The sequence below is a fragment of the Francisella sp. 19X1-34 genome (genome assembly GCF_041102755.1).
Classification (GTDB): Bacteria; Pseudomonadota; Gammaproteobacteria; order Francisellales; family Francisellaceae; genus Francisella.
The window spans coordinates 1-26,004 of sequence record NZ_JBGCTX010000018.1; the positions used below are offsets into that span (position 1 = coordinate 1).

Sequence of the window (26,004 nt, forward strand, 5' to 3'; positions counted from 1 at the left end):
TTACTGTCTTTCAACTTTTAAATAACAACGGTTTAGCTATTTTCAATCTAATTTATATTTTTTGTGCACAGAACCTAATGAATCTATGAAATTATTTAATAATTAAATATTAGGATTAAAGATGATTAGTAAGGGTTTTTCATTGATTGAGTTGATGGTTGTTATAGCTATAACTGCAATTGCTACGCCTATGTATTCAAATTATACTATTCGCGCGAGGATAGGCTCTGAATTGAAAAAACTAGGGGGAGCTAAGGTAAATGCATCTGAATATATTATAAATAATAATTTAGCATTAGATTATACTATTGAGAGTCTAGTAGATATGCCAAGTGGTTCTAGTATAGGTGATGATGGAGCTATCATTTTAAGTACAGCGCAAATAGTGTCAGGATCATCAATATCTATAGTTCCAACAATAAGTTCAGGATCAATAGTTTGGAGTTGTATTGGAATTGGTCTAACAGAGTCTCAAGTTCCTAGTAGTTGTAGGGAGACTACCACGAATCAAGCTTCTACCGAGAATCAGGTTGAATTAGTAGAAAGTGATAAGTGGGGTAGCTATGATTGCCCAAGTGGCTATACCTGTTATTCTTATGGGGAGGATCAAACTATAATAGATGGTAACTCACAATTCCAGGCTAGATATTATCAAGGAGCTGGTAATGGTGATGGTGTGTATGATCCAGAAACTGGGACATTTAGAGAAACATATCAAATGTATACTCATCCTAATGGATTAGTTTATGCTAATGGAACATACAATGGAGAAGGTTTTAGTATAACATTTAATTCTATAGGTCAGCTTGAGAATGCAGATATTGATAGTGATGTTAAAGATGAAGTACTTAACTCAATTGAATTAATGAATCAAGCAAATGGGTTTTGTAGCACAAATAGTACATTTTGGGCTTGTAATTAGGGTATGGTTATTTTTGTAGTTGTTTTAAATACCATTTATCCATAGAAACTATACAGTTACCATATTTAACTGACTCATAAGTCCCACCTTTATAAGTAGAGCTAATATCAGAGCATATTTTATTACGATATTCTTTAAAGTTTTTAATATCATGGTGTTGTATTTTATCTAGTTTATTATCGTATTTTTGCATTTGTGATTTTAAGCATTTATTTATTTGATAAGTATTACCATCGCATAAAGTATCTGCAAATATTAAAATAGGTGATATTGCAAAAATAGTGAGTAATAGATTTTTCATTATTCTAAAATCCTGTAATGTTTATATCTCTAAAATATGACTATCTAAATCAATAAAATTATCTATTTTATTTTTCTCTGTAGTGGTGATAAAAACCTGAGATTCTAGCTTTTTTAGATAGTTAAATAGTGTTTGAGTATGAGTAGCATCTAATTCTGAGGTTATATCATCGATCAGATAAATACATTTATTTTCATTTTCAATATTATGTATCTCACCTTGAGCTAACTTGATAGCGCAGATAAGAAGTTTTTGTTGACCTCTTGAGAAAATATCTTGTATAGGCTTGTTATTGACTGTTAGAACTATATCTGCTTTATGAGGACCATGGTTGGTAATTTTATATCTATTATCATATTCAAAAGACTCTTCAAGCACTTGTGCAAGTTCTTTGTGCAAATTCCAACCGCGAGAGTATTCGATATCTAGATTCAAATCTGGATTAAATTGTGAAAGAATTTCATAAACTTTAGGCTTTAGTTTTGTAAAGTAAACTTGTCTTTTTGTATCTAATATATTGGCAAACTCACAAAGTTTTTTATCTATGCTAGTTATATAAGCATAAGGGTAGTTTTGTTTAAGAGCTGAGTTTCTTTGTTTAACTAGAAATTTAGTTTGTTGCCATATTTTTAAGAAAGTTTTATCAAGATAAAATGCACCCCAATCGAGAACTTTACAGCGTTGTTGTGCTCCTGAGTTTATGAGATTAAAACTTTCTGGATTCATTAGTTGTATTGGGAGAGTTCGTGTTATTTCAGCATGATTTTTTTGAATTTCACTATTCAATTTAGAAATATTGTTACTATTTTTTTTACGTGATATAGAGATAACTATTTCATCCGGGTTATGTGATTTTGTATAAATTGTAAATTCATCAGCATTATGATTTATTATTCTATTTAGTTGAGAACTACGAAATGATCTACTGTGAGATAAAAAATAAATTGCTTCTAAAATTGAAGTTTTACCAGAGCCATTTTTACCAACTATAAAATTTACATTATCTTTAAAATCAAAACTCTTAAAAGGTATATTCCTAAAGTTTTGTAGACGTAAGTTGGATATATACATTTTAGATAAATTCTAAGCTGGTATTATAAATTTGTTGTTTTAGTATATCAGGATTTAGATCATAAATATTGCTTAAAAGTTCAAAAATTTTAGGTATATTTTTAGGAGTATTAATATTTTCATTACTATTATAGAGTTGCATATCAGGAGAATCTGTTTCTAAAACTATATCTTTAGAGTCAATTTTACTTAAAGTGTCTTTGAGTTTTGTCCTTGGGTATGAGAGTATGCCACCAACACCTAGTTTAAAACCAAGATCTATATATTTTTGAGCAATATCATAATTAGCATTAAATGCATGAATAATTCCACCATGCTTGAATTTTAAGTCTTTGATGGTTTTGAGGACTTCATTATGTGATTTAACAGAATGTATAATTATTTTCTTATTAAGATTTTTTGCGATACTGACTTGAGTTGAAAAAAAATCGAACTGTTTATCAAAATTATCAAACCTTTTATCAAGACCTATTTCACCAATTAATTTTGTTGGTATCTTTTGTGCGTATGATTCTAAATCATTTAAATCAGAAATAGAGTGTTTATCTATAAAAATAGGATGTAACCCAAAGCATATATGAATATCCTTAAACTCTTTATTTAGTGATATTAAATTATCCCAAGAGTCTCTTTGAGTAGCGGGATTTATAAAGTGTTTAACTCCTAAAACATTACATCTATGTATTAAATCATTACGATTTTTATCAAAAACTTCAAAATCTAAGTGGCAATGAGTATCAATAAACATACATGATTATTAGTTAAATTCTTTGGGTTATTAAGTTATAATATAGCTCAATATTTATAAGAATAATACTTTTCGTTATCCTGAATTAGTTTTAGGATCTCAATATAATTGCTTTAGCATGATATTTGAGAGAGAGTTAACGAGAAATAAACATTTATTTATAAGGTTTGTAAATGAGCACAGTTACAAAAGATTTTTTATTTGAACTAGGTACAGAAGAGTTACCTCCAAAAGCCCTTAAAAAGTTATCTCAATCATTATTGGCTAGTGTTGAAAGCCAACTTAAAGAGGCAAAAATAGATTTTGCTGCTACAAAATGGTTTGCTTCACCAAGAAGATTATCTTTTATAATCAAAGATTTAGCATCATCACAAGATGACATAGTAGTTGAAAAGCAAGGGCCTTTAGTAAGCATTGCATATAAAGATGGTGAGCCAACTAAAGTTGGTTTAGGATTTGCTAAATCTTGTGGTGTAGAGTTAGATCAGTTAGATAAAATAGAGACTCCAAAGGGTGATAAACTATTCTATAAAACGACTCAAACAGGCCAAGCTACAGTAAAACTTCTTCAAGATATTATTACAAAAGCTTTAAAACAATTACCTATTCCAAAAATGATGCGTTGGGGTGACTCATCAGTTGAGTTTGTAAGACCCGTACATTGGGTTTTAGCCTTATATGGTAAAGATGTTGTTGACATGCAAATATTAGGTCATAAAGCATGTAATATAACTTATGGGCATAGATTCCATCATCCAGAAGCTATAACTGTTCAAAATATAGATGATTATGTTGATTTATTAGCTAATGCTATGGTTTTAGTCGATTGGGATCAACGTAAGCATATGCTTGTTGAGCAGGCAAAAACTATTGCTAAACAAAATAATTATCAAGTTGTCTTAGATGAAGATTTAGTTGAAGAGGTTTGTGCTATTATTGAGTATCCAAATGCGATGCTATGTAGCTTTAACGAAGATTTTTTAAGGGTTCCTCAAGAGGCTTTAATATCGTCAATGGAAGAGCATCAAAAATGTTTTGCTCTTTTAGATAATAATGGTGACTTGGTTGCACATTTTATTACAATTTCAAATATTCAAAGTAAAAAGCCAGAATTAGTAACAACTGGTAACCAAAAAGTTATGAATGCAAGATTAGCAGATGCTGCCTTCTTCTATGACACAGATCTAAAACATTCATTAGATAGTCTATTGCCAAAGTTAGAGAATGTAACATTCCAAAATAAACTTGGTAATATGTATCAAAAAGCTCAAAGAATAGCGAATATATCACAAAGTTTAGCAGAACTAAGTGATGTTGATACACAACATGCTTATAGAGCAGGATTACTAGCCAAAGCAGATTTGATATCAGATATGGTTTTTGAGTTTACTGATCTTCAAGGGATCATTGGTAAATATTATGCGAAAGCACATGGTGAGTCTGAAGTCGTCGCTGATGCTATAGAACAACAATATTGGCCTAAATACTCAGGTGCGGAGCTTCCAAGAACTGATGTCTCTGCATGTGTTGCTTTAGCTGAAAAATTAGATACTTTAGTTGGTATATTTGGTATTGGACAAAAACCAACAGGAAATAAAGATCCATTTGCACTAAGAAGATCAGCTATTGGGATATTACGTATATTAAGAGATACAGGTATTGATATTCCTTTAGAAAAAGTTATTGATGCTACTATAGATAGCTATAAAAAGATTAATAATTTAGATTTTAACACTGATGTTAAAACTGAAGTTATAGCTTTCTGCATAGATAGATTGAAAAACTTATATAAAGAAGAGGGTGTCACAGTAAACTCTTTTGAAGCTATTAATAATACTAATTATGATTCGATAAAAGATTTTGCAGCTAGAGTAAAAGCTGTAAGTAATTTTAATAGTTTAGATAAAGCACAAAGCTTGATAGCCTCTAATAAACGTGTAGCTAATATTCTAGCTAAAAATGTTCAAGAAAAAGCAGATGCTTATGATATAGAGTTAGCAAAATCTACTAGTAATGAATATGAGTTAGCATTAGCTTATAGTATAGAAGAAATCACCCCTGATCTTAAAAAATATATAAGAAATAGAGAATATAGTTATGCTTTAGAACTACTAAGTAGTTTAGATAAAGTAGTTAGTGAATTCTTTGATAATGTTATGGTTATGAATGAGGATATCAAAGTCAGACAAAATAGAATCACATTACTTGCTAATCTTCATAAGCTTTTTGCTGATGTTGCAGATATATCTAAGCTTTAATTTCTTTAAATAAAACCTTTATTTAATAGCTTTCTTATTCTATTATTGGTTTATTACTATGTTTAGTGATGTATCAAGATGGCAACTCAAAAGAATGTTTTAGGGACTGATTTAAAACCTTGCTGTTTAGCGCCAATAACAGGGTTTTATCGTGATGGTTTTTGTCGTACTGATCAGCATGATACAGCTCGCCATGTTGTATGTGGGATAATGAGTAAAGAGTTTCTAGAGTATACCGCATCTCAAGGTAATGATTTATCAACGCCGAATTTACTTTTTGATTTTCCAGGCCTTAAACCTGGAGATAAGTGGTGCTTGTGTGCTTTGCGATGGTTAGAAGCTTATAAGGATGGCTGTGCCCCAGAAGTTGTTCTTGAATCAACTCATGAGTTAGCACTTGAAGTAATCAAAAAAGAATACTTGCTAGAGAAGGCTTATGTAAATATAATCGCATAACCTAAAAGCTTCTTTGGTTTAATTTATAAACACCAAATAAAAGCCCTATTGTTAATATGCAAAAGCTAAGTTGGGTATATGGTGATGCAATTACAAGATCTCTGCCATGATAAAAGCTGATAATATAGCTACCACTAGCAGCAATTATATTTTTGGCGAAATTTACTATAGAATTAGCTGTACCAAAGCTATGATCTATTTGATCTATTGCAAATGAATATATCAAAGTGGAACCAAAAGATACACACGCACATAGAAGTACCATTGCGAGAGTATAGATTAGAGCATTATCTAAATTTAGACTGTTAAATATTATTAAAACAATGCAGCTTAGAGCAATTAGAAAAATACTATAATATAAAAACTTTAATTGTTGCACACCACTAGAATATTTTTTAATAATCATATTTGCAAATATAGAGGCTACACAACATGCGCCATAATAAAAACAGTACCAAAAAGACCCTGTTGCATAGTCGTTAAGATATATCAAAGCAGATGATGATATGTATATGAATAGCACTGCATAAATAGTTCCACTTGCAAGTGTAGCTAGTATAAATCTGATATTCACTAAGTGTTGGAAATAACTTGGGATTAGTTTTAGTAGGCTACTTTTTCTATCTTTGGGATCTAGTGTTTCTTCAATTATACAAGCCGATATAAGCATAATGACACCGTAAAAAGTAAGAAAATGAAAGGTGCTTTGCCAGGTATGAGTTAAGTCTGTAAGTATAGTTCCAATAATTGGTGCTACTATAGGAGATATAAGCAATATCATAATAATTGTTGCTATAAGGCTAGTTAGTTGAGCTCCTTTATAACAATCCCTAGCAATTGAAAATGCTACAACAGCTCCGACAGAATCCGCTAATCCTTGAATTAGTCTCATAGTTTCAAGCATCTGAAAATTATAGCTATATGAGCATGAGATAGTACTGATTATATAGATAACACTGCCTATTATAATAACTTTTTTACGTCCATATTTGTCAGATATAGCACCCCAAAAAAGCATACCAAAAGAAAAGCCAATAAAGTAAGTAGCAAATGTTGTCAGAACTGTACTATTACTTACACTAAAGTCTTTAGCTATTAAAGATATTGCTGGAGCATAGGTATTTACAGCTAGAGGAGGTAAAGATGCAAATAATGCTAGTACTATTGGAAAAAGTTTAGAATTTCGAGTTATATAATTCATAAGAAAGAGAAGAGTATTCTATTATATTATTTTATGATACCTAGTATATACTCTTTTAATTTTTTACCAACTACTTTGTGTCTCCAGCCATTTAATAACTTACCTTTAGTGTAATTACTATCAACACCTAGATTATATGCTAAAGATTTTATATCTTTTCGAGATGCAATTAAGCTACTATCAAAGCCAAAATCCTTAGTTTGAGAATCAAAGTAAGCAACTATTTTATTATTGATATCGGAAGATATTTTGTTACTTATTTGCTTCTTTTCAATTAAACTATCTTGTACATTATGCGCTGATTTAACTATATCTATGATTGCTTTTTTTAGCCAAGGTTTAAGCTTTTGTAGCTCGTAGTGCTTAAAGTCATCAATAGATTTTGGTTTCATATGAGCTATGAGATATAGGACTTTGTTATTAAACATAAATCTTACAGGAATATTTTTCTCTTGAGCAACTTGCTCACGCCATTGTGCTATTGCTATAGCATTTTTTTGGACTTCTTCTTCAAACTTTTGGATATTACCTATCTTTGTATGAATAAGCTCGACGGAGTTAAATTCTGTCTTTTGAATATCTAGAAGCTCTTGCTCATAAAAATCTTTATAGTCGCTCATATCAAGCTTTGCGCTAAGGTGATCGCGTATTTCTATAAGGTGTTCAACATCTTTGATTGCATAATTTATTTGCTTTTCTGATAATGGCCTTTTACGCCAGTCAGAGAACTGAGATTCTTTTTCCATATCTATATCGAGTATCTCTTTCATAAGAGATTTTAATGATAATTGAGTTTGGAAACCAAGAAATGTTGCTGCAAGCTGAGTATCAAAAATATTATTAACTTCACAATCAAAAAATCTTTTGATGATAGGAATATCATTTGTTGCGGAATGAATAATCTTTTCGATATTAGAATCTTCAAAGATTTTTTTAAGAGGTGAAAAGTCTAGCTCTACAAGCGTATCTATCAAAAAGACTTCATTTTCTGTAGCTATTTGAATGAGGCAAAGTTCCGGATAGTATGTGCGCATCCAGTAAAACTCAGTATCTACGGCAATTCTATTTGTATTTTCTAAGGCTATTATTAAACTGCTTAATTGTTTATTTGTATTTATTATCATTTTTATAATTTATTAAGAGGTTTTTTCCATGCTAAAGTAGCAATTTGTTTAGCATCATGAGTAATTAGGTTGCCATGAGCTAAGATAATCTTATCAAAATCCCATTCTAATATGGTTTGTAAAGATTGAGCTGCTAATTTTTTATCTTTCCATCCTAGTTGATATTCTGGTGCTGGTTTTGCTTTGTTCCACATTCTAAAAATAAACCACCATATTTTAATACCAAAGCCAGTATTTTTAGTTTTACTACCTATATTTTCTATGATATCAACAACAATCAAAGTTTTTGTCTCTTTATGCAGCAATACAACTTCATTCATGATTTTAGAGCCAAGAATAGGTTGTTGTTTAAATTCATTTAGTAAAGCTTTTTCCGTAAGAATACCATCGTATTCTAGATTAGGTTGTTTTTTCTCAATGCCTTCACAGATATAGGTTTTAGCATTCGGAAAAGCTTTTTGAGCTGAGCTAATATATAAATGGTGGAAATTGCCTGGTGCATATATATAACTAACTTCACCAAGTTTAAGTATTTCTTGTTTAAGTTTTTCATCAATTTTACAAGGTGAATGGATAAGAATTGAACCATCATCTAATTTTACTAATGTTGTGCGAGAGCTAAATTTAACACCTGAATATCTTATAGGGTATTCAATAATCCATATTTTATTTTCTATAAAAGAAATTATTTCGTACATGTAGTTTATTTTGTGTTATGTAGGGTAAATTAAATTGTATATATGGTAACATTTTCACATATATATTAGTTAATAAAAATTAGATGATTTCTGATAATTCTAAAGATTTTGATTTAAAAAGCTTTTTGGCTAACTTAACGACTCATTCTGGCGTTTATCGTATGATTGATAAACATGGTGAGATAATTTATGTAGGTAAAGCAAAGAATCTTAAAAATAGAGTAAATAGTTACTTTTCAAAAGGTGCTAAAGATAGTAAAACTTTAATGATGGCAGCTCAAGTTGTTAGAATTGAGATAACTATTACTCCAAGTGATTATGAAGCATATTTATTAGAGAATAATTTAATCAAACAACATAGACCTAAATATAATATCCTTTTCAAAGATGATAAAAGTTATCCATATCTAGTGATTTCACGCGATAAATTTCCTAGAGTTTCTTTTTATCGTGGTAAATCAGCATATAAAAAAGGTCAATGCTTTGGTCCATATGTTTCGATATCTTCAGTAAAGAATACTTTAAATATTATCCAAAAGATATTTCCTATTCGACAATGTGAAAACTCATATTATAAATCTAGAGTCAGGCCATGCTTACAATATCAGATTAAACGATGCTTAGCTCCATGTGTAGGATTAGTTTCTCAAGAACAATATGATGAGCAACTTGCCATATTAAAGAAATTTCTAGCAGGTAAGTTTAGTAGTGTTTTGCAAGAAATATCTGAGAAGATGCATCAAGCTTCGGAAGATATGGAGTATGAGAAAGCTCAGATCTATCGTGATCAACTTGTAGTTCTACGTAAGTTACAACAACAACAAATAGTAGATATACAAGCTGATAAAACTTTTGATGTGATTGGTATTTATATACAAGATAGTTATGCAAGTATTGCTTTATTACAGATTCAAAATGGTGATGTTGTTGCAGATAGGCACTGGAGTATCGATGCAAAAGGTCAGGATAAAACCTCAATAATGCATGCGTTCTTATCACATTTTTATTTAGGTGATGAAATCCGTAATATTTGGCCAAAAAATATAATTTTATCAAAAGTTGACTTTAGTGAGATACAAGATCTTATGACAAGTATTTCACAAAAAATAGGTCAGTCAATAAACTGGATATTAGCGCCAGCGGCAGATAATCTTAAATGGTTAAAGTTAGCAGAGGTAAATGCTCGTCAAAAGCTAAACATATATACAAGCTCAAAGTCACAATATCAAAAACGCTTAGATTCATTAAAAGAGTTTCTTGAGCTTGATCAAGATATTAAGCGTATTGAATGTTTTGATATCTCACATTTTCAAGGTGAGGCAACTGTTGCTTCATGCGTTGTCTATACAGATGAGGGAGAAGATCGTAAATCTCACCGTAGGTACAATATCAAGGATGTCAAAGCAGGAGATGATTATGCAGCTATTCATCAAGCTGTATCACGTCGAGTAAGCTCAGGATTAGAAGCTGATAATCTTCCCGATGTAATGATAATAGATGGCGGTAAAGGTCAGATCCATCAGGCAGAGTCAGTTTTTATAGAATTTAGCATTCAAGATAAGGTTCAGCTTGTCAGTCTTGGTAAAGGTGTTGAGAGAATTAGTGGTAAAGAAAAGATCTATAAAGGTTTTGATGATACTGAGTATACCTTAGATGAGCATAATCCAGGGTTTTTACTTTTACGTCAAGTTAGAGATTCTGCCCATGATCATGCTATTAAAGGCCAAAGAAAGAAAGTTAGCTCAAATAGGCAATCATCAATTATCGAAGAGATTGAAGGAGTTGGACCTAAGCGCCGTAAAGCATTGATAATGTATTTTGGCGGTTGGCAAGAGTTAAGTAAAGCATCAGTTGATGAGATTGCTAAAGTAAAAGGAATTAGTAAAAAACTAGCTCAAGAGATATGGGAGTGCTTTCATTAGAATTTATGATTTTTATGAAAATTAATAAAGTTAAATATGTAGATAAATTATTTTGTGGTAAAGTTAGTCGTTAATTTGTAATATAGGAGATTAATTAATAATGTCTAACATGAGAAATCTTGCTTTATTTTTTATAATTGGAATAGTACTTATAATTTTCTGCTATTTTTTTGTTGATAGACAAATAGTATGGTTTTTACATGATCATCATTCTAGAAGCTATAAAATATTAGAAATTCTTGCAAATGATATAGTCTTTTATCTCAAAAAAATAATTCCTATATTTTACATCTATTTTTTTATTAAACTTATAATGAAAAAGCTTAATGATTTAGATTATAAAGTTTTATTGATAGCAAATGCTATGGTTGTAGGACAAGTTATAAAAGATTTTTTGAAGGGGATATTTAGTAGATATTGGACAGCTACTTTTATTGATAATAACCCATCGTTAATTAGAGACCATGTTTATGGTTTTAACTGGTTTCATTCAGGTAATGCCTATGGTTCATTTCCATCTGGGCATGCAACTTTTATAATATCTTTTTCAGTAGCAGCATGGATATTGTTTCCTAAGTTACGTTGGCTATGGGCTTTACTAGCTGTCTTAGTAGTGATAAGTCAGCTACTTATGTATTTTCACTTTGCTAGTGATTTAATCGCAGGGTCAATGCTTGGCACATTGGTTGGTTACTATATAGCTAGTTTCTATAATAAAAAATATCGGTTTAGTTTGTTAGAAGCATAGCATTCAACAAAAACTATAGTTATAAAATGCTGATATGTTAAAATTACCACAAATATTTAATATTTGAATTTTAAAACTACAAATAATATGGAAAATAAACAAAGAAAAGCAATATCTCTAATATCTGGTGGTCTTGATTCAATGCTTGCAACAAAACTTATGTTAGAGCAAGGAATACATGTTGAAGGTATAAACTTTTTTACAGGGTTTTGTGTTGAAGGACATACTCATGCGATCCGTAAGCATGATAAAGAAAAGCAAAAAAGAAATAATGCGCTATGGGTTGCTGAGCAACTTGGCATAAAGTTACATATCATTGATGTAATAGAAGAATATAAAGATGTACTTTTAAATCCTAAATATGGCTATGGTGCAAATATGAATCCATGCCTTGATTGCAAAATCTTTATGGTGCGTAAAGCAAAAGAGTGGGCTATAGAGAATGGTTTTGACTTTATTATAACAGGTGAAGTTATTGGCCAAAGACCAATGTCTCAGCGTAAAAGCACTATGCCAGTTGTACAAAAACAATCAGGTATTGATGATCTTTTACTTAGACCATTGAGTGCAAAAAACTTACCAGAGACTAAGCCTGAGAGAGAAGGTTGGGTTGATAGATCTAAGCTAATGGGAATCACAGGTCGTGGTAGAAAAGAGCAGATGAAAATGGCTCGTGATTGGGGTATTGAAGACTATGCTTCTCCTGCTGGAGGCTGCTGTTTCCTTACAGATAAGCAATATTCTGATAAGCTAGTTGATCTATGGCAAGCACGTAATTCAAAAGAGTATGAGTTTGATGATATTATGCTTTTAAAAGTTGGTAGACATCTTCGTTTTAAGCCAGAGTACAAACTAATAATTGGTCGTGAAGAGGGTGAGAACAATTATCTAAATGGTTATAAAAATCAATTTACTCATGTGTATTGTTCATCTCATGGAGGTCCATTAATTTTAATAGATGGTGATTTTGATAAGGCTGATGAAGAGTTTACAGCGAGTGTTTTAGGTAGATTTACTCAAGGTAAAAATGCTGAGAGTGTGACTATGGTATTTAACTATACAGATGGAACAAGCAAAGAAGTAACTGTAAAACCTATGCCAGCAGATGAGATCAAACAGGAGTGGTATATATAGTATGAAAGAATTAAGTCTTGAAAGATTATTATGCCCTATGCCTGTGATTAAGACACAAAATGCTTTAAGAGGTATGTGCTCAGGTGAACAACTAAAAGTAATATGCACAGATCCTGGAACTATGCATGATATACCAGCATGGTGTAAAGTTAATGATTATATACTTGTCAAAGCAGAGCAAGTAGAAGATAAATACGAATTTATAATCGAGGTGAAATAGTGGATCATTCAGTTTTAAATGTATTGGTATGTCCGGCATGTAGATCAAGCCTACATTATGATAAAGAGAATAAGTTATTAATTTGTAAGGCAGATAAGCTAGCTTATCCAATTAGAGAAAATATTCCAGTAATGTTGGTTGAAGAAGCAAAGAAGTTAACTTTGGAAGAGGTTAAGAAATATGACTAATATTCATGTTGTAATTCCTGCACGACTTAAATCAACACGTTTGCCTGGTAAGATGCTTGCTGATATTGCAGGTAAGCCTATGATTCAAAGAGTATATGAGCAAGTATCTAAATCTAAATTCAAAAGTATAATTATTGCTACAGATTCTCAAGAGATTAAAGATATTGCAGAAGGTTTTGGTGCAAAAGTAATCTTAACAAGAGATGATCATGAATCTGGTACAGATAGAATCGCTGAAGCTGTAACTAGTTTGGGATTTGATGATGAAGATGTTGTAGTTAATGTCCAAGGCGATGAACCTCTAATACCAGTAGAAAATATTGAGCAAGCTGCACAGTTATTGATAGATAAGCAAGATGCTGTAGTATCTACTCTTTGTGAGAAGATCTTAGATGCTGAAGATATTTATAATCCTAATAATGTTAAAGTAGTTTTTGATAAGAATAATTATGCATTGTACTTTAGCAGAGCTTCAATTCCTTTTGAAAGAGGACATTCTGAAAATCTAAAAGTTAATGCTTCGGAATTTTTTAGACATATTGGTATTTATACGTATAGAGTTGGTTTTTTGAAACATTATGCGGAGCTGACTGTATCACCTATAGAAAAGTATGAAGCACTTGAACAACTAAGAGTCTTATATAATGGTTATAAGATAGCGGTCGATCAAGCTCTTAAGCCAACGCCTGCAGGAGTTGATACTCAACAAGATTTAGAAAAAATAAGGGGGCTTTTCAATGTTTAAACTAGACTCTCGTTTAGAAGCGGATACTTTTGAAGTTTGTGAATATTTAGATTGTAAAATTTTAGTGATGAATAATTCTACTGTACCATGGTTTATAGTAGTACCTTTTACAGAGAGAACGGAGTGGTATCAACTTGATGATTCAGTTCAGTATAATGTAAATAAGATTATTAATAAATTATCTAATTTTATAGTTAAAGAATACGATGTAGATAAGTTAAATGTTGCCACTATAGGTAATGTTGTCAAACAAATGCATATTCATGTTGTAGGACGTTTTGAGAATGATTTAGTTTGGCCAGCTCCAGTTTGGGGAAATATTGAATCTAAGTCGTATACAGAGCAAGCTAAAAAAGAGTTAGTAGAGAAAGTTAAAAAAATATTTTAGATCTTATGCGTTCCTTGACAAGCTTTTGAAATATAAAAGTTTGGTCTTATATTAAACTTTGCATAGTAGTTGCTTTCTAAGTAATCACTATATTGTTTAACAATTTTGCTTGGTAAAAGATGTATTGTAGAACCACCGAAACCACCTCCAGTCATTCTAGCACCATAAACTCCATCGAACTGTCTTGATAAATCCACTAGATAATCTAGTTCATCAGAACTTACCCTATAGTCATCTTTTAGTGAGTTATGTGACTGATACATTAGCTTACCTAAGCTTTGCCAGCCTTTAGACTGCATTGCTTTAGTAGCATCTATTACTCTTTGATTCTCTGTAAAGACATGTAAAGCTAGCTTATAATCTTCTTCAGAGAAATTAGCTTTAGTTTTCTCAAGCTTTTGATTATCTAGTTCTCTTAGTGATGTTATATTATTAAATTTTGCAATATCTTCACAAACTTGTCTGCGCTTATTATAGGCAGAATCTGCTAAATTATGTTTAATGTTTGTATCTGCAATTAAAACAGATAGTTCATCTAACTCAAAAGGGATATTGTTATGCGTATCATTATTACAATCAATCATAGTAGCTGAATTTTCTTGCGAGAATATACATGCCATTTGATCCATTAAGCCACATTTAGTGCCAATATAATTGTGCTCTACTTTCTGAGCAATTTTTGCAAGATTCAGTTTAGAAATATTTAATTTATAAATTTCATTATAAGCATACGCAATAGCAGTATTTAAAGATGCTGATGAAGATAGTCCAGCACCAAAAGGTAAATCACTAAAGATATAAATATTGGCACCTTTAATATCAGCTGAGAATTCTTCTTTGATAATATTTATAGTACCTTTTATATAGTTTTGCCAGGTGTTCGATATCTCTTGTTTAGTTTCTGTTAGATCAAAAGATGTTGAGTCATCTAAGTTTTCACTATATGCATTAACTGTATTATCCTCTCTTTTTGTGACAGCAATAAATGTGCCTTTATTTATAGCAAACGGCATTACAAAACCATTATTATAGTCAGTATGTTCACCAATTAGATTGACTCTACCAGGAGAAAAAAACATCTCTGGTAAAGAGCTATATAAAGTTTTAAAGCGGCTAACTAAATTATCTCTGATGCAACTACTCATGACTATAACTCTCTTAATACTTGTGCTGCTAGTTCAGGTGTAATATCTCTTTGAGATTCACCAAGCATTTCAAAACCTACCATAAATTTTTTAACAGTAGCAGAGCGTAATAAAGGCGGGTAAAAATGTGCATGAAGCTGCCAATGATCAGACTCTTTAGCGCTTATTGAACCATGCCATCCCATAGAGTATGGGAATGATGTATCAAAAAGTTTATCGTATTTTATTAATAAGGTTTTAAGAGTATTAGCAAGTGATATTTTTTGCCCTACAGTTAAAAAGTTCAGGTGAGAGCATTTAAACTTTGGTAAAAGTAATATTTCATAAGGCCATGTTGCCCAAAATGGTACAACAACTAACCAATCATCATTTTGATAAACTATTCTTTCTTTTTCGTTAATTTCACGATTTGTATAGTCTAAAAGCATATTTGATTTATTCTTCTCAAAATATTCTTTTTGTGAAGTCTCTTCTTTTTGAGCTTCTGTAGGTATGAAATCACAAGCCCATATTTGTCCATGAGGATGAGGGTTTGAGCATCCCATAATAGCTCCTTTGTTTTCAAAGACTTGAACCCATTGGTATTTTTTACTTAAAGCTGATACCTCATCTGACCAAAGATTAATAACTTTGACAATGTCATTTTCTTGCATAGATGCCATAGTTAAGTTATGTTTTGCAGAAAAACAGACTACTTTTGCAACCCCTGTAGCGCCACTGACTTGAAATAAATCATCATTTATTTCAAGGTCTGTAGCTATCTTATCTTTTGAAAGAGCTGAAAAATCATTTTCAAATATAAATGTCTCTTCAAAGTTTGGATTTATTTCTCCATTAGCCCTAGTATTTGTAGGGCAAAGGTAGCAATTTTCATCATATTCTGGACGCGTATCTTTTGTATTTTCTTCAGATTGACCTTGCCATGGTCTATTTAATCTATGTGGTGATACCAGAACCCATTCGTTGGTTAGTATATTTTTTCGACGATGTGATAGTTTTATTTGAGAAATTTTCTGCGAAATATTCATATTCATTTCTGTAAAAACAGTTGTTTTGTATTTTGTGTATAGTATATCATCATTATTACGAGTGTTAATTAAATTTAATATTGTAAACAGTATAGGAAAACGTAGTATGCAAAATGTAAGTAAAATAAATTTTGTAGTCATTCGCGTGGCTATAATAGCAGCATTAGCTGGATTATTATTCGGTATGGATATAGGTTATGTGAATGGTTCTCTTGACTTTATATCAAAAACCTTCGGTTTAAGTGTCGCTGAAAGTGGCCATGTTTCTAGTGTATTATTACTCGGAGCAGCATGTGGAGCTTTAGTTAGTGGATTTCTATCAAAACATTATGGCCGTAGAAAAGTACTATTGATTGCTGCTGCCATATTTTCTATATTTACAATTGTAGGGATTTTATCTCCTAACTATGAGATTTTTATTGGTTCAAGATTTGTGTTAGGTGTAGCTGTAGGTATAGCATCATTTATTGCTCCTTTGTACTTGTCTGAAATTGCACCAAAAGAGTTTAGAGGAGCGTTGATTGCTCTTTATCAGCTAATGATTACTATAGGTTTATTCTTAGTATTTTTAACTAATTCTGCTTTAGAGAGTACTGGCTCTTGGAGAGTTATGTTATCGGTATTAGCAGTTCCATCAATAATAATGTTTTTGGGTTGCTTAACTTTACCAAGAAGTCCTAGATGGCTAGTTTTAAAAGGTAATGATGATGAGGCAGCTTTAGTTCTTAAAAAAATTAGATCTTGCGAAATCGAAGCCTTAGAAGAACATAAGGAAATCAAACAAACTACTCATAAAGGTGTAAGTGTTTTTTCTTTACTTAAGAAGAAGTTCTTTATAAAAGTTGTACTTTTAGGTATTGCTCTTCAGGCATTCCAACAGTTTACTGGTATGAATGCTTTTATGTATTATTCAACAGATATTTTTAGGTTAGCTGGTTTTACTAATCCATCAACATCTACTATCGTTATTGGTTTACTAAATATGTTGACTACGTTCTTAGCTATTAAGTATGTTGATAAATTTGGTCGTAAGCCAATTTTATATTTTGGTTTAAGCTTACTTATAATTTCATGTATAGTTGTAGGACTTATATTTAAAACGCATTTTGTCTATGGCCAAGCTATGGTTCTATCTCAAGTTTTGCAATGGACTGCTTTAATATTTTGTTTGTTATTTATATTTGGTTTTGCAATATCAATGGGACCTGTAATTTGGATTTTATGTTCAGAAATTCAACCTATAGAGGGTAGAGACTTTGGTGTTACAGCATCGACTATGAGTAACTGGATATGTAATGCAATTATAGGTAACTTTGCTCTTACATGGTTAACATTCCATCCAGATAATACCTTCTTTGGTTTTGCTATATCTTGTATAGTTTGTGTACTATTTGTTAAATTCTTTGTACCAGAAACTAAAGACGTATCTTTGGAAGAAATAGAAAACAATTTAAGAGCTGGTAAAGCTTTAGCAAAAATTGGACGTTAATAAAAGTTTTATAAAATAATAATGGAGATATAATGGTAGCACAGAAGGAATATAAAAGAATCGTATTTTTAATAGCTATAATAGCAGCTTTGGGAGGTTTGCTCTTTGGTTTAGATCAAGGCTTTATAGCAAATGCGGGCAAAACGTTAGATCATATTTACAATATGGCTCCAGGTAGTATTGCTGAAGGTAAATTTAATGGTATTTTAGCCTATGGTGGTATATTAGGTACTATATGTAGCGGTTTTTTCACTAGATATTTTGGTAGAAAAAATACATTATTAATAGCGGGCTTCTCATTTCTTATAGGTGCTTTAGTATCTTCATTATTACCTCCTTTAGGTATACTTACAGCTTGTAGATTTATTTTAGGTTTTGGTGTTGGTCTAGCATCTTTTGCAACTCCTTTATATTTAGCAGAGACAGCGCCTAAAGAGATAAGAGGCGCGATGTCTTCATTATTCCAGTTGATGATTACATTCGGTATATTCTTGATATGCTTAGTAAATGTCGTGATTGTTGAAGTATCTGGTCATACTAAAATATCGCTAACTTTGATGTTTAGTGTTATTACATTGTTTGCATTTTTAATGTTTGTTGGTTGTTTTTTCTTACCTAAAAGTCCTAGATGGCTAATGATGAAGGATAAAGAAAAAGAAGCTAGAGATGTATTGGCAAGACTTAGAAATAAAGATGAAATTGAAACAGAACTTCAAGAGATGAGCCAAAATGATAAGCAAAAATCTCACTCTGTTAAAGAAGTGTTACGAAAAGGCTTTTTTTGGAAAATACTTGTTGTTGGTGTAATCATACAAATGTTTCAGCAATTAGTTGGTATAAATGCGATGATATATTATGCACCAAGTTTCTTACAAGGTGCTGGGCTAAATATAATCTTAGCGGGTATTGCAGTATTTCTTGTTAATTTTCTTTCAACATTTCCAGCAATTCGTTGGGTTGAAAAGTGGGGAAGAAAGAAACTATTGACTGTGGGTGCTTTAACTATGGCTACAGCATTGATAGTTGTAGCTATATGCTTTTATGCTCTTGATATTGCACATGTTCATTCAGCATTTCCTAAATATATATTATTGGTAGCATGTTTGGTATATATCTTTGGTTTTGCTTGCTCTTGGGGTCCTGTTGCTTGGATTATTTGTTCAGAAATATTCCCACAGAATGTTCGTGAATTTGGTATGACTATTACAACAGTTGTCAACTGGACTTTTGTTTGGATAGTTGTAGCATATTCAAATGTAATAATGGATGCAGGAGCTTGGGGTAAACCAATGATCTTTGTTAGTTATGCAATATTCTGTGTTATTGCCGTAGTTTTCTTGAAACTGTTTGTGCCTGAAACTAAGGGTGTAAGTTTAGAGAAAATAGAAGATAACCTAATCTCAGGCAAGAAACTTCGTGATCTTGGTCAATAGTCAGCTTTTAATTAGGTTGTATATTTGTCTTAAATAATGTATTCTTTTGGTTGTAATTACTAATAGTTAAATCAATAAAATAAGGAACTATAATTATGAAAGCTTCAGCTAGACATTTGCTAGTACAATCAGAATCTGAATGTCAACAAATCAAAAAAGACATAACTGAAGGTAAGATTACATTTGAAGAAGCAGCTAAAAAGCATTCTCTATGCCCATCTGGTGCTAGAGGTGGCGATTTAGGTACTTTTTCTCAAGGACAAATGGTTCCTGAATTTGATAAAGTAGTATTTAATGATGAGCTACATAAAGTTCATGGTCCAGTACAAACTCAATTTGGTTACCATCTATTAGAAGTTACATCACGCGGATAATTTAAATTTCTCATAATTTTCAAATTATTAATAAGATTTCTCATAATAAAAATTTACGGATAAAAATGAATTCTGAAACTAAAAAAGATTTTAGTCAGCTTGGACTAAGTCAAGATATCGTAGACACTGTTATCAAATTAGGATATGAAAATCCTACACCAATCCAACAGTATGCTATTCCATATATCTTATCGGGTAGAGATGTGCTTGGTCAAGCACAAACGGGTACAGGTAAAACAGCAGCATTTGCATTACCTCTAATAAATAACATGGATTTAGACTCTAGAGATAGAGCACCTCAAGTTTTAGTATTAGCTCCTACTAGAGAGTTGGCTATACAAGTTGCAGAGCAGTTTGAAGCTTTTGCAAAAAATATACCAAATTTAGATGTTGCTTGTATCTATGGTGGTCAAGAATATGGTTCACAGATTAGAGCACTTAAAAGAGGTGTTAAAGTTGTAGTAGGTACTACAGGTCGTGTAATGGATCATATTGAAAAAGGTACATTACAGCTTGATAACTTAAGAGCATTAGTATTAGATGAAGCTGATGAAATGCTTAGAATGGGCTTTATTGATGATGTAAGATTTGTATTAAGTCATGTATCGGATGAGTGCCAGAGATTACTTTTCTCAGCAACGATTCCTGCTGATATTGCTGATATTATACAAGAATATCTAAGAAACCCTTGTAAGATACAAGTAAAAGCAAAAACAAAAACAGCGAATACTGTAACTCAAAAATTTATAGTAATTAAAGGTTTTAGAAAGATAGATGCTCTAGATAGACTACTTGAAGTAGAAGAAACTGATGGTGTGATTATCTTTGTTAAAACTAAAACTAGTACAATTGAAGTTGCTGATAATTTAAAAGCTCTTGGTTATAAGGTTGCAGCGATAAATGGTGATATGCAACAATCTCAAAGGGAATACATCGTTGATCAATTTAGAAGCTCTAAATCAGATATATTAGTAGCTACTGATGTAGTTGCTAGAGGTATCGATCTTGAGAGAATATCTCATGTGATCAACTATGATATGCCTGGAGATACAGATACTTACGTGCATAGAATTGGACGTACAGGTAGAGCAGGACGTGAGGGTACTTCTATTTCTTTAGTTCCTCTAAAAGAAATGAGATTTTTACGTATTCTAGAAAGATTTACAGGATCTCCAATGCAAGAAGTCTTTATGCCAAGTGCAAAAGATTTAGCAAGTAGCAGAATAGAGAATTTTAAAGCTAGAATAACTTCTGCGATAGATAAGAATAAGTCTTTAGACAAATATAAAGAAATAATTACAGGTATCCGCGATGAGTTAGAACTTGATTCTGATGAGCTTTTAGCTGTATTGACACTACTTGCGCAAGGTAAGAAATCTTTCTTCCCTAGAGAGATACAAGCTAGAGATGATAGATCTCGTAGAGATAGAAATCCTAGAGATGGTAGAAGAAATGATAGGTTTGAGCGCAGAGGCGACCGTAATGATAGAAGTGATCGTGGTGATAGACGCTTTGATAGATCAGAAAGAAAACCACGTAGAGCTCCAAATATAGATTTGACTACATATAAATTAGAGGTTGGTCGTGATAATGACGTTCAGCCGAGAAATATTGTAGGTGCTATAGCAAATGAAGGAAATATTGATAGTAAGCATATTTGTAATATCTCTATTCAAAAAGATTATACTTTGGTAGATTTACCTTCAAACTTATCTCCAAAGGTTGTGAATCATCTTAAAAGAGTATGGGTCGCTGGTAAAAAACTAAATATTACCGCTCAATAATTTTCTAATACATTTTATAGAGAATAAAATTTCTATAAATATCAACTTTCTCATATACTAAAGTAAGAATTATAGGAAATTTTCTAGGAACTAATATATAAATTTAGCCTATGTTTGTTCTATTTGATTAACGAAACCTGTATAATTCACCGAACTATCTATTCAATTATGATTTTTACAAATGAGTAACTATATTTTTATAGTTTCTGCGCCATCAGGTGCTGGTAAAAGTTCTTTATTAAAAGCTTTTTTAGAAACACAAATAGGCAAAGATAATTTTGTAGTAGCGACATCTCATACAACTAGAGCACCTCGAGTTGGAGAGACAAATGGTAAAGAGTACCATTTTGTTTCTGTAGAGAAATTTGAGCAAATGCTTAAAGAAAATGGCTTTATTGAGTATGCTAAGGTTTTTAGAAACTATTATGGTACATCAAAAGCCGAGATAGATAAGCTACTTGCTGAAGGTAAAAATATAATACTTGAAATTGATTGGCAAGGAGCTCAGCAGACTCGAGTAATATATGGAGCAAAAGCAAAGAGCATATTTATATTACCTCCTTCTATGGATGAGTTAAGAAAGCGTTTAGAAACAAGAAATACTGATTCAAAGGAAACTATTGATTATAGAATGGATCAAGCAGAGGCAGAGATTTCTCATGCTGATGAATTTGATTATCAGCTAATTAATGATGACTTTAGTCAATCATTGAAAAAATTGTGTAAATATTTCGAAGAAAATATCCAAGGTTAAAAAGGAGCATTTGGATGTTAAATCAAAAACTTATAAAAGATAAAATATCGCAAGCTAGACAAAAATTGCCAAGCTTAAAAATTAAAGATATAGAAAAGCAAAAATATATCGATGAAATAAAAGAGCTATTAAAACAAAACAATGCTTGCTTAGTGGCTCATTATTATGTAGATGCAGAAATTCAAGAGCTTGCAGAGCAAACTGGAGGGTTTATTGGAGATTCTCTTGCTATGGCTAAATTTGGCTTAGAAAGTGAGTGCGATACTTTAGTTGTTGCAGGTGTAAGATTTATGGGAGATTCTGCTAAAATTCTTAGTCCTGAGAAAAAAATCCTAATGCCAACTTTAGAAGCAGAATGTTCTTTAGATTTAAGTTGTAATAATGGCAAATTTAAAGAGTTTATAGAAGAGCATCCAGATAAAGAAGTTGTCGTGTATGTAAATACATCTGCTGAAATAAAGGCTTTGGCAGATTGGACAGTTACTTCTTCAAATGCTTTAGAGATTTGTTCTTATCTACATAAGCAAGGTAAAAAAATCCTTTGGGGCCCAGATAAATTTTTAGGTGATTGGATTGCAAAACAGACTGGAGCAGATATGTTATTATATGATGGAAGTTGTATAGTACATGAAGAGTTTAAGGCGCAAGCTTTAGATGATTTAATGCTTGAGTATCCAGAAGCTGCTGTTTTAGTTCATCCAGAGTCTCCGGCTGAAGTTATAGAAAGAGCAGATGCGGTTGGTTCTACTTCACAGTTAATAGCTGCTAGCTATAAGATGGATAATAATAAATTTATAGTTGCCACTGATACTGGTGTTTTCTATAAAATGAAGCAGTTATCTCCACATAAAGAGTTTATTCCTGCTCCTACAGCTGGTCGAGGAGCGACTTGCCAGTCTTGTGCTAAATGCCCATGGATGAAGCTAAATCAGTTAAAAAATCTAAGAGACTGTCTAGTATTGCAAAATAATCAAATCTTTGTAGATGAAGATATACGTAAAAAAGCACTTATCCCTTTAAATAGAATGATAAATTTCTAGGAAATATTTATGTCCAAAGTAATGCTAAATAATAATCAAATAACTGACGTTCCTAAGCAAATTATTAAAAACTTAGTAGAACGAGCTTTAGAGGAAGATGTTGCAGGCGGTGATATCACAGCACAATTAGCTCAGGATATTAATACTACAGCCTTTTGTATTACGCGTGAAGATATGGTTCTTTGTGGCCAAAAGTTTGCTAATGAGGTAGTTAACCAAGTTGATGATAGTATACAAATAACATGGTTTTATAACGATGCTCAAAAGGCACTAGCAGGTGAAAAAATATTTGAATTAAGAGGTAATGCAAGAAGTATTCTCACAGCTGAAAGAACGATGTTGAATTTTATTCAAATGCTTTCAGCAACAGCAACTGCTACAAATGACCTAGTTAAATTGATATCAAACTACAAAACTAAACTACTTGATACGCGTAAGACTATTCCAGGTTTTCGTTTGGCACAGAAATATGCAGTCAAATGTGGCGGCGGGTTTAACCATCGTATAGGTTTATTTGATGGTTATTTGATTAAAGAAAATCATATTCGCTCAGCTGGAGGTATATCTCAAGCTGTGGCAAAAGCTAAAGAGTTAGACAGTAGTAAAGTTGTAGAAGTTGAAGTCACAAGCTTAGATGAGTTAAATCAAGCAATAAATGCTAGGGCAGATATTACTATGCTTGATAATTTCTCAGTTAAGGATATTTATACAGCAGTTGAGCTTGCAAAAGATAAAGTGGCTTTAGAAGTCTCTGGCAATATTGATAGTGATACTATCGTAGAAATGGCAAAGACAGGAGTTGATTTTATATCTGTTGGCGCCATTACAAAGCACATTAATGCAGTAGATTTATCTATGCAGGTTCAGATCTAAAATGGATGTTCAAAAACATGATGTAGCTATAGTTGGTGGCGGCTTAGCGGGAGTTGTTGCTGCTATAGATCTAGCTGAACATGACTTAAATGTCGCAATTATATGTGATAAAGCAGTAAACTATTGTGCTAGTTCATATGCTCAAGGTGGAATTGCTGCGATAATATCTGAAGAAGATAGTATAGACTCACATGTGACAGATACCTATATCGCAAGTGGAAGTGTTGCAAATTTAGAAAGTATAAATCAAGTCGTAAGTAATTCAAATTCTTCAATAAAATGGCTCGAAAAGCATGGAGTTGAGTTTGATAAAAATAAAGATGGAAACTATAACCTACATTTAGAAGGTGGTCATTCATTAGCAAGAATTCTTCATATCAAAGACTACACAGGAAGAGCTGTTATTTCAAAGTTATATGAAAGTCTTCATCAGTTTAAAAATATCTCATTATACTCCGAACATAAAGCATTTAGATTAATTAAGAAAGATGATAAATGTATAGGTCTGTATACTTATAATGCTAAGTTTCAAGTAACCAAGTTTTTTGCAGAGAAGGTGATATTAGCATCAGGAGGAGCATCTGGTTTATACAAGTATGTAACTAATGCTACTGCTGGTAATGGTAGCGCGATGATTATGGCACATGATATAGGCTGTCAGTTAGAAAATTTAGAGTTTACGCAATTCCATCCTACTTGTTTTTTAGGTAAAGGTGGAGAGCCTACTTTAATATCTGAGGCTATTCGTGGTAGTGGTGCAGTATTAGAGACAGAAAAAGGCATAAGAATCATGAAATCAATTCATGAGAGAAAAGACCTTGCTCCTAGAGATATTGTAGCAAGACAGATTTATATCAATATGCAAGCTGGGAGAGATATTTATTTAAATGCTACCCATCTAAGTGCTAGTCAATGGCAAGATGAGTTTCCTTATATATATCAAAAATTATTAGAGAACGATATAGATCCAACTATTGATAGGATACCTATATCACCAGCGGCTCACTATAGTTGTGGAGGAATAGTTGTAGATAGAAATTCTAAAACAAATATACAAAACTTATACGCTACAGGAGAGGTTTCTTGTACTGGTCTGCATGGGGCAAATAGGTTAGCGAGTAACTCGTTATTAGAATGTATCGTATATGCCTTAGAGGCAAGTAAAGATATCTTGAATAACTTTACAAAAGAATCATGCCAGAATAATGAGAATCTAAAGCTAATTGATTCAAAAAAAGATTATTCTCAACAAATGTTCCAAATAAAGCAATTAATGTGGGATAAAGTTGGCTTAGTTAGAAGACAAGCAGGGCTAGAAGAAGCTTATCAACAAATCAGTCTATTAGAAGAGGATTTAAATGAAAATATTGCTTTAGATAGTTTTGATGTTAATATGGAAAATTATAGAAAAACTCTAAAGATGTCTAAGCTTACTATACAAAGTGCTTTAGAAAGAAAAGAAAGTATAGGAAGTCATTATTTGAGAAGCTAGTAAAAACTTATCCTTGATATATAGGCTATTTTGTTTATTTTTACTTGTTGTAGACTTTTAAATCTTTTTATAAAACATTATAGTAGTAAGACTATTTTAGATTTATTAATCAATATATGAAAAAGTGTATAATATTTATCTTAAGTTTTGCTTGCTGCTGTTCGTCTTTTGCAATGGCTCGCAATAATGCTGCTAAGCCATCTGTTGAGAGTTATAAAACCAAAATTTTAAATGCAGACCAGCAAATAATTGAGCTGATAGCAGAGCGCAAAGGGTGGCGAAAAAAAATGCTGAAGCTTGAGAAAAAGCAAGATCTACCAAACTATGACCCATTTAAGGATAAATCATTGGATAAAACACGTACATCATTTGCAATACAGTATGATGTCTCTCCTAGATTGGTGGATGAGATTTTTAATATATTAAATACGCAGGATTTAAAAACTGCAGATCAAAGTTTTTAATAAA

General features: G+C 31.7%; 27 protein-coding genes. 19 read left to right on the forward strand and 8 right to left on the reverse strand.

Going from position 1 to position 26,004, the window contains the following annotated elements; all coding sequences use genetic code 11:
- The first annotated feature begins 121 nt into the window (after positions 1 to 121).
- Positions 122 to 922 carry a prepilin-type N-terminal cleavage/methylation domain-containing protein gene (locus AB8E56_RS04115; RefSeq protein ID WP_329478257.1) on the forward strand — a complete coding sequence of 267 codons (801 nt, stop codon included), beginning with the start codon at positions 122 to 124 and terminating at the stop codon, positions 920 to 922.
- A gap of 7 nt (positions 923 to 929) precedes the next feature.
- On the opposite strand, the gene AB8E56_RS04120 is transcribed toward AB8E56_RS04115, so the two are convergent.
- From AB8E56_RS04120 to AB8E56_RS04130, 3 genes are read right to left on the reverse strand one after another with little or no spacing between them, the layout of a single operon-like run.
- Positions 930 to 1,223 (reverse strand): DUF1311 domain-containing protein, encoded by a 294-nt coding sequence (locus AB8E56_RS04120; RefSeq protein WP_329478259.1) that lies wholly within the window; start codon positions 1,221 to 1,223, stop codon positions 930 to 932.
- A gap of 21 nt (positions 1,224 to 1,244) precedes the next feature.
- Positions 1,245 to 2,294: a DNA replication/repair protein RecF gene (recF, locus tag AB8E56_RS04125; RefSeq protein ID WP_329478261.1), complete on the reverse strand. Its 1,050-nt coding sequence runs from the start codon at positions 2,292 to 2,294 to the stop codon at positions 1,245 to 1,247.
- Between the two features lies 1 nt (position 2,295).
- Complete coding sequence (locus AB8E56_RS04130) at positions 2,296 to 3,042, reverse strand: TatD family hydrolase (RefSeq protein WP_329478263.1); 747 nt, start codon at positions 3,040 to 3,042, stop codon at positions 2,296 to 2,298.
- Positions 3,043 to 3,215: 173 nt separating this feature from the next.
- Here AB8E56_RS04130 and glyS point away from each other — a divergent pair, with 173 nt between their 5' ends.
- Both glyS and AB8E56_RS04140 read left to right on the forward strand, forming a co-directional pair.
- Positions 3,216 to 5,300 (forward strand): glycine--tRNA ligase subunit beta, encoded by a 2,085-nt coding sequence (gene glyS / locus AB8E56_RS04135; RefSeq protein WP_329478265.1) that lies wholly within the window; start codon positions 3,216 to 3,218, stop codon positions 5,298 to 5,300.
- Between the two features lie 78 nt (positions 5,301 to 5,378).
- Positions 5,379 to 5,756: a DUF2237 domain-containing protein gene (locus tag AB8E56_RS04140; RefSeq protein ID WP_329478267.1), complete on the forward strand. Its 378-nt coding sequence runs from the start codon at positions 5,379 to 5,381 to the stop codon at positions 5,754 to 5,756.
- Between the two features lies 1 nt (position 5,757).
- Here the strand turns inward: AB8E56_RS04140 and AB8E56_RS04145 are convergent, their stop codons facing one another.
- Genes AB8E56_RS04145 through AB8E56_RS04155 form a run of 3 tightly spaced genes read right to left on the reverse strand, consistent with a single transcriptional unit; the run spans position 5,758 to position 8,779 of the window.
- The gene (locus tag AB8E56_RS04145; RefSeq protein ID WP_329478269.1) at positions 5,758 to 6,957 is read right to left on the reverse strand and encodes a multidrug effflux MFS transporter; all 1,200 of its coding nucleotides are present in this window, start codon (positions 6,955 to 6,957) and stop codon (positions 5,758 to 5,760) included.
- A 26-nt stretch (positions 6,958 to 6,983) separates the two neighbouring features.
- Complete coding sequence (locus AB8E56_RS04150) at positions 6,984 to 8,081, reverse strand: HRDC domain-containing protein (RefSeq protein ID WP_329478271.1); 1,098 nt, start codon at positions 8,079 to 8,081, stop codon at positions 6,984 to 6,986.
- A gap of 2 nt (positions 8,082 to 8,083) precedes the next feature.
- Positions 8,084 to 8,779: a DUF4336 domain-containing protein gene (locus AB8E56_RS04155; RefSeq protein WP_329478273.1), complete on the reverse strand. Its 696-nt coding sequence runs from the start codon at positions 8,777 to 8,779 to the stop codon at positions 8,084 to 8,086.
- Between the two features lie 83 nt (positions 8,780 to 8,862).
- On the opposite strand from AB8E56_RS04155, the gene uvrC reads away from it, so the two are divergent.
- The 7 genes from uvrC (at position 8,863) to AB8E56_RS04190 (ending at position 14,124) form a co-directional block, all read left to right on the forward strand.
- Positions 8,863 to 10,701, forward strand: coding sequence for an excinuclease ABC subunit UvrC (gene uvrC / locus AB8E56_RS04160; protein WP_329478275.1), 1,839 nt, complete (start codon positions 8,863 to 8,865; stop codon positions 10,699 to 10,701).
- A 100-nt stretch (positions 10,702 to 10,801) separates the two neighbouring features.
- Complete coding sequence (locus AB8E56_RS04165; protein WP_329478277.1) at positions 10,802 to 11,449, forward strand: phosphatase PAP2 family protein; 648 nt, start codon at positions 10,802 to 10,804, stop codon at positions 11,447 to 11,449.
- Between the two features lie 87 nt (positions 11,450 to 11,536).
- A complete protein-coding gene (locus AB8E56_RS04170) occupies positions 11,537 to 12,583 on the forward strand; it encodes a tRNA (5-methylaminomethyl-2-thiouridylate)-methyltransferase (protein ID WP_329478279.1) in 1,047 nt (348 codons plus the stop codon).
- 1 nt (position 12,584) lies between these two features.
- Entirely contained in the window at positions 12,585 to 12,803 is a 219-nt protein-coding gene (locus AB8E56_RS04175; RefSeq protein ID WP_329478281.1) for a sulfurtransferase TusA family protein, read from the forward strand.
- Positions 12,803 to 12,991: a Trm112 family protein gene (locus tag AB8E56_RS04180; protein ID WP_192578126.1), complete on the forward strand. Its 189-nt coding sequence runs from the start codon at positions 12,803 to 12,805 to the stop codon at positions 12,989 to 12,991. The genes AB8E56_RS04175 and AB8E56_RS04180 overlap by 1 nt, the downstream gene beginning before the upstream one ends.
- Positions 12,984 to 13,736, forward strand: a complete 753-nt coding sequence (gene kdsB / locus AB8E56_RS04185) for a 3-deoxy-manno-octulosonate cytidylyltransferase (protein WP_329478285.1) — start codon at positions 12,984 to 12,986, stop codon at positions 13,734 to 13,736. Before AB8E56_RS04180 ends, kdsB begins: the two co-directional genes overlap by 8 nt.
- Positions 13,729 to 14,124: an HIT family protein gene (locus tag AB8E56_RS04190; protein ID WP_329478288.1), complete on the forward strand. Its 396-nt coding sequence runs from the start codon at positions 13,729 to 13,731 to the stop codon at positions 14,122 to 14,124. The genes kdsB and AB8E56_RS04190 overlap by 8 nt, the downstream gene beginning before the upstream one ends.
- Here AB8E56_RS04190 and galK read toward each other — a convergent pair.
- Positions 14,121 to 15,269, reverse strand: a complete 1,149-nt coding sequence (gene galK, locus AB8E56_RS04195; protein WP_329478291.1) for a galactokinase — start codon at positions 15,267 to 15,269, stop codon at positions 14,121 to 14,123. The two genes, AB8E56_RS04190 and galK, sit on opposite strands and share 4 nt — an antisense overlap.
- A 2-nt stretch (positions 15,270 to 15,271) precedes the next feature.
- Positions 15,272 to 16,297, reverse strand: coding sequence for a UDP-glucose--hexose-1-phosphate uridylyltransferase (locus AB8E56_RS04200; protein WP_329478333.1), 1,026 nt, complete (start codon positions 16,295 to 16,297; stop codon positions 15,272 to 15,274).
- A 106-nt stretch (positions 16,298 to 16,403) separates the two neighbouring features.
- On the opposite strand from AB8E56_RS04200, the gene AB8E56_RS04205 reads away from it, so the two are divergent.
- The 9 genes from AB8E56_RS04205 to AB8E56_RS04245 all read left to right on the forward strand — a co-directional run bounded on the left by AB8E56_RS04205 (position 16,404) and on the right by AB8E56_RS04245 (position 26,000).
- Positions 16,404 to 17,786 carry a sugar porter family MFS transporter gene (locus AB8E56_RS04205; RefSeq protein ID WP_329478293.1) on the forward strand — a complete coding sequence of 461 codons (1,383 nt, stop codon included), beginning with the start codon at positions 16,404 to 16,406 and terminating at the stop codon, positions 17,784 to 17,786.
- A gap of 32 nt (positions 17,787 to 17,818) precedes the next feature.
- A complete protein-coding gene (locus AB8E56_RS04210) occupies positions 17,819 to 19,219 on the forward strand; it encodes a sugar porter family MFS transporter (protein WP_329478295.1) in 1,401 nt (466 codons plus the stop codon).
- Between the two features lie 95 nt (positions 19,220 to 19,314).
- Positions 19,315 to 19,593, forward strand: coding sequence for a peptidylprolyl isomerase (locus tag AB8E56_RS04215; protein WP_150468328.1), 279 nt, complete (start codon positions 19,315 to 19,317; stop codon positions 19,591 to 19,593).
- A gap of 65 nt (positions 19,594 to 19,658) precedes the next feature.
- Complete coding sequence (locus AB8E56_RS04220) at positions 19,659 to 21,377, forward strand: DEAD/DEAH box helicase (RefSeq protein ID WP_329478297.1); 1,719 nt, start codon at positions 19,659 to 19,661, stop codon at positions 21,375 to 21,377.
- A 181-nt stretch (positions 21,378 to 21,558) separates the two neighbouring features.
- Positions 21,559 to 22,131 carry a guanylate kinase gene (gene gmk, locus AB8E56_RS04225; RefSeq protein ID WP_329478300.1) on the forward strand — a complete coding sequence of 191 codons (573 nt, stop codon included), beginning with the start codon at positions 21,559 to 21,561 and terminating at the stop codon, positions 22,129 to 22,131.
- Between the two features lie 14 nt (positions 22,132 to 22,145).
- Positions 22,146 to 23,171, forward strand: a complete 1,026-nt coding sequence (nadA, locus tag AB8E56_RS04230; protein WP_329478303.1) for a quinolinate synthase NadA — start codon at positions 22,146 to 22,148, stop codon at positions 23,169 to 23,171.
- A gap of 9 nt (positions 23,172 to 23,180) precedes the next feature.
- Positions 23,181 to 24,044: a carboxylating nicotinate-nucleotide diphosphorylase gene (gene nadC, locus AB8E56_RS04235; protein ID WP_329478305.1), complete on the forward strand. Its 864-nt coding sequence runs from the start codon at positions 23,181 to 23,183 to the stop codon at positions 24,042 to 24,044.
- 1 nt (position 24,045) lies between these two features.
- Entirely contained in the window at positions 24,046 to 25,536 is a 1,491-nt protein-coding gene (nadB, locus tag AB8E56_RS04240) for an L-aspartate oxidase (protein ID WP_329478307.1), read from the forward strand.
- 173 nt (positions 25,537 to 25,709) lie between these two features.
- Complete coding sequence (locus AB8E56_RS04245; protein ID WP_329478335.1) at positions 25,710 to 26,000, forward strand: chorismate mutase; 291 nt, start codon at positions 25,710 to 25,712, stop codon at positions 25,998 to 26,000.
- The last annotated feature ends 4 nt before the right edge of the window (positions 26,001 to 26,004 follow it).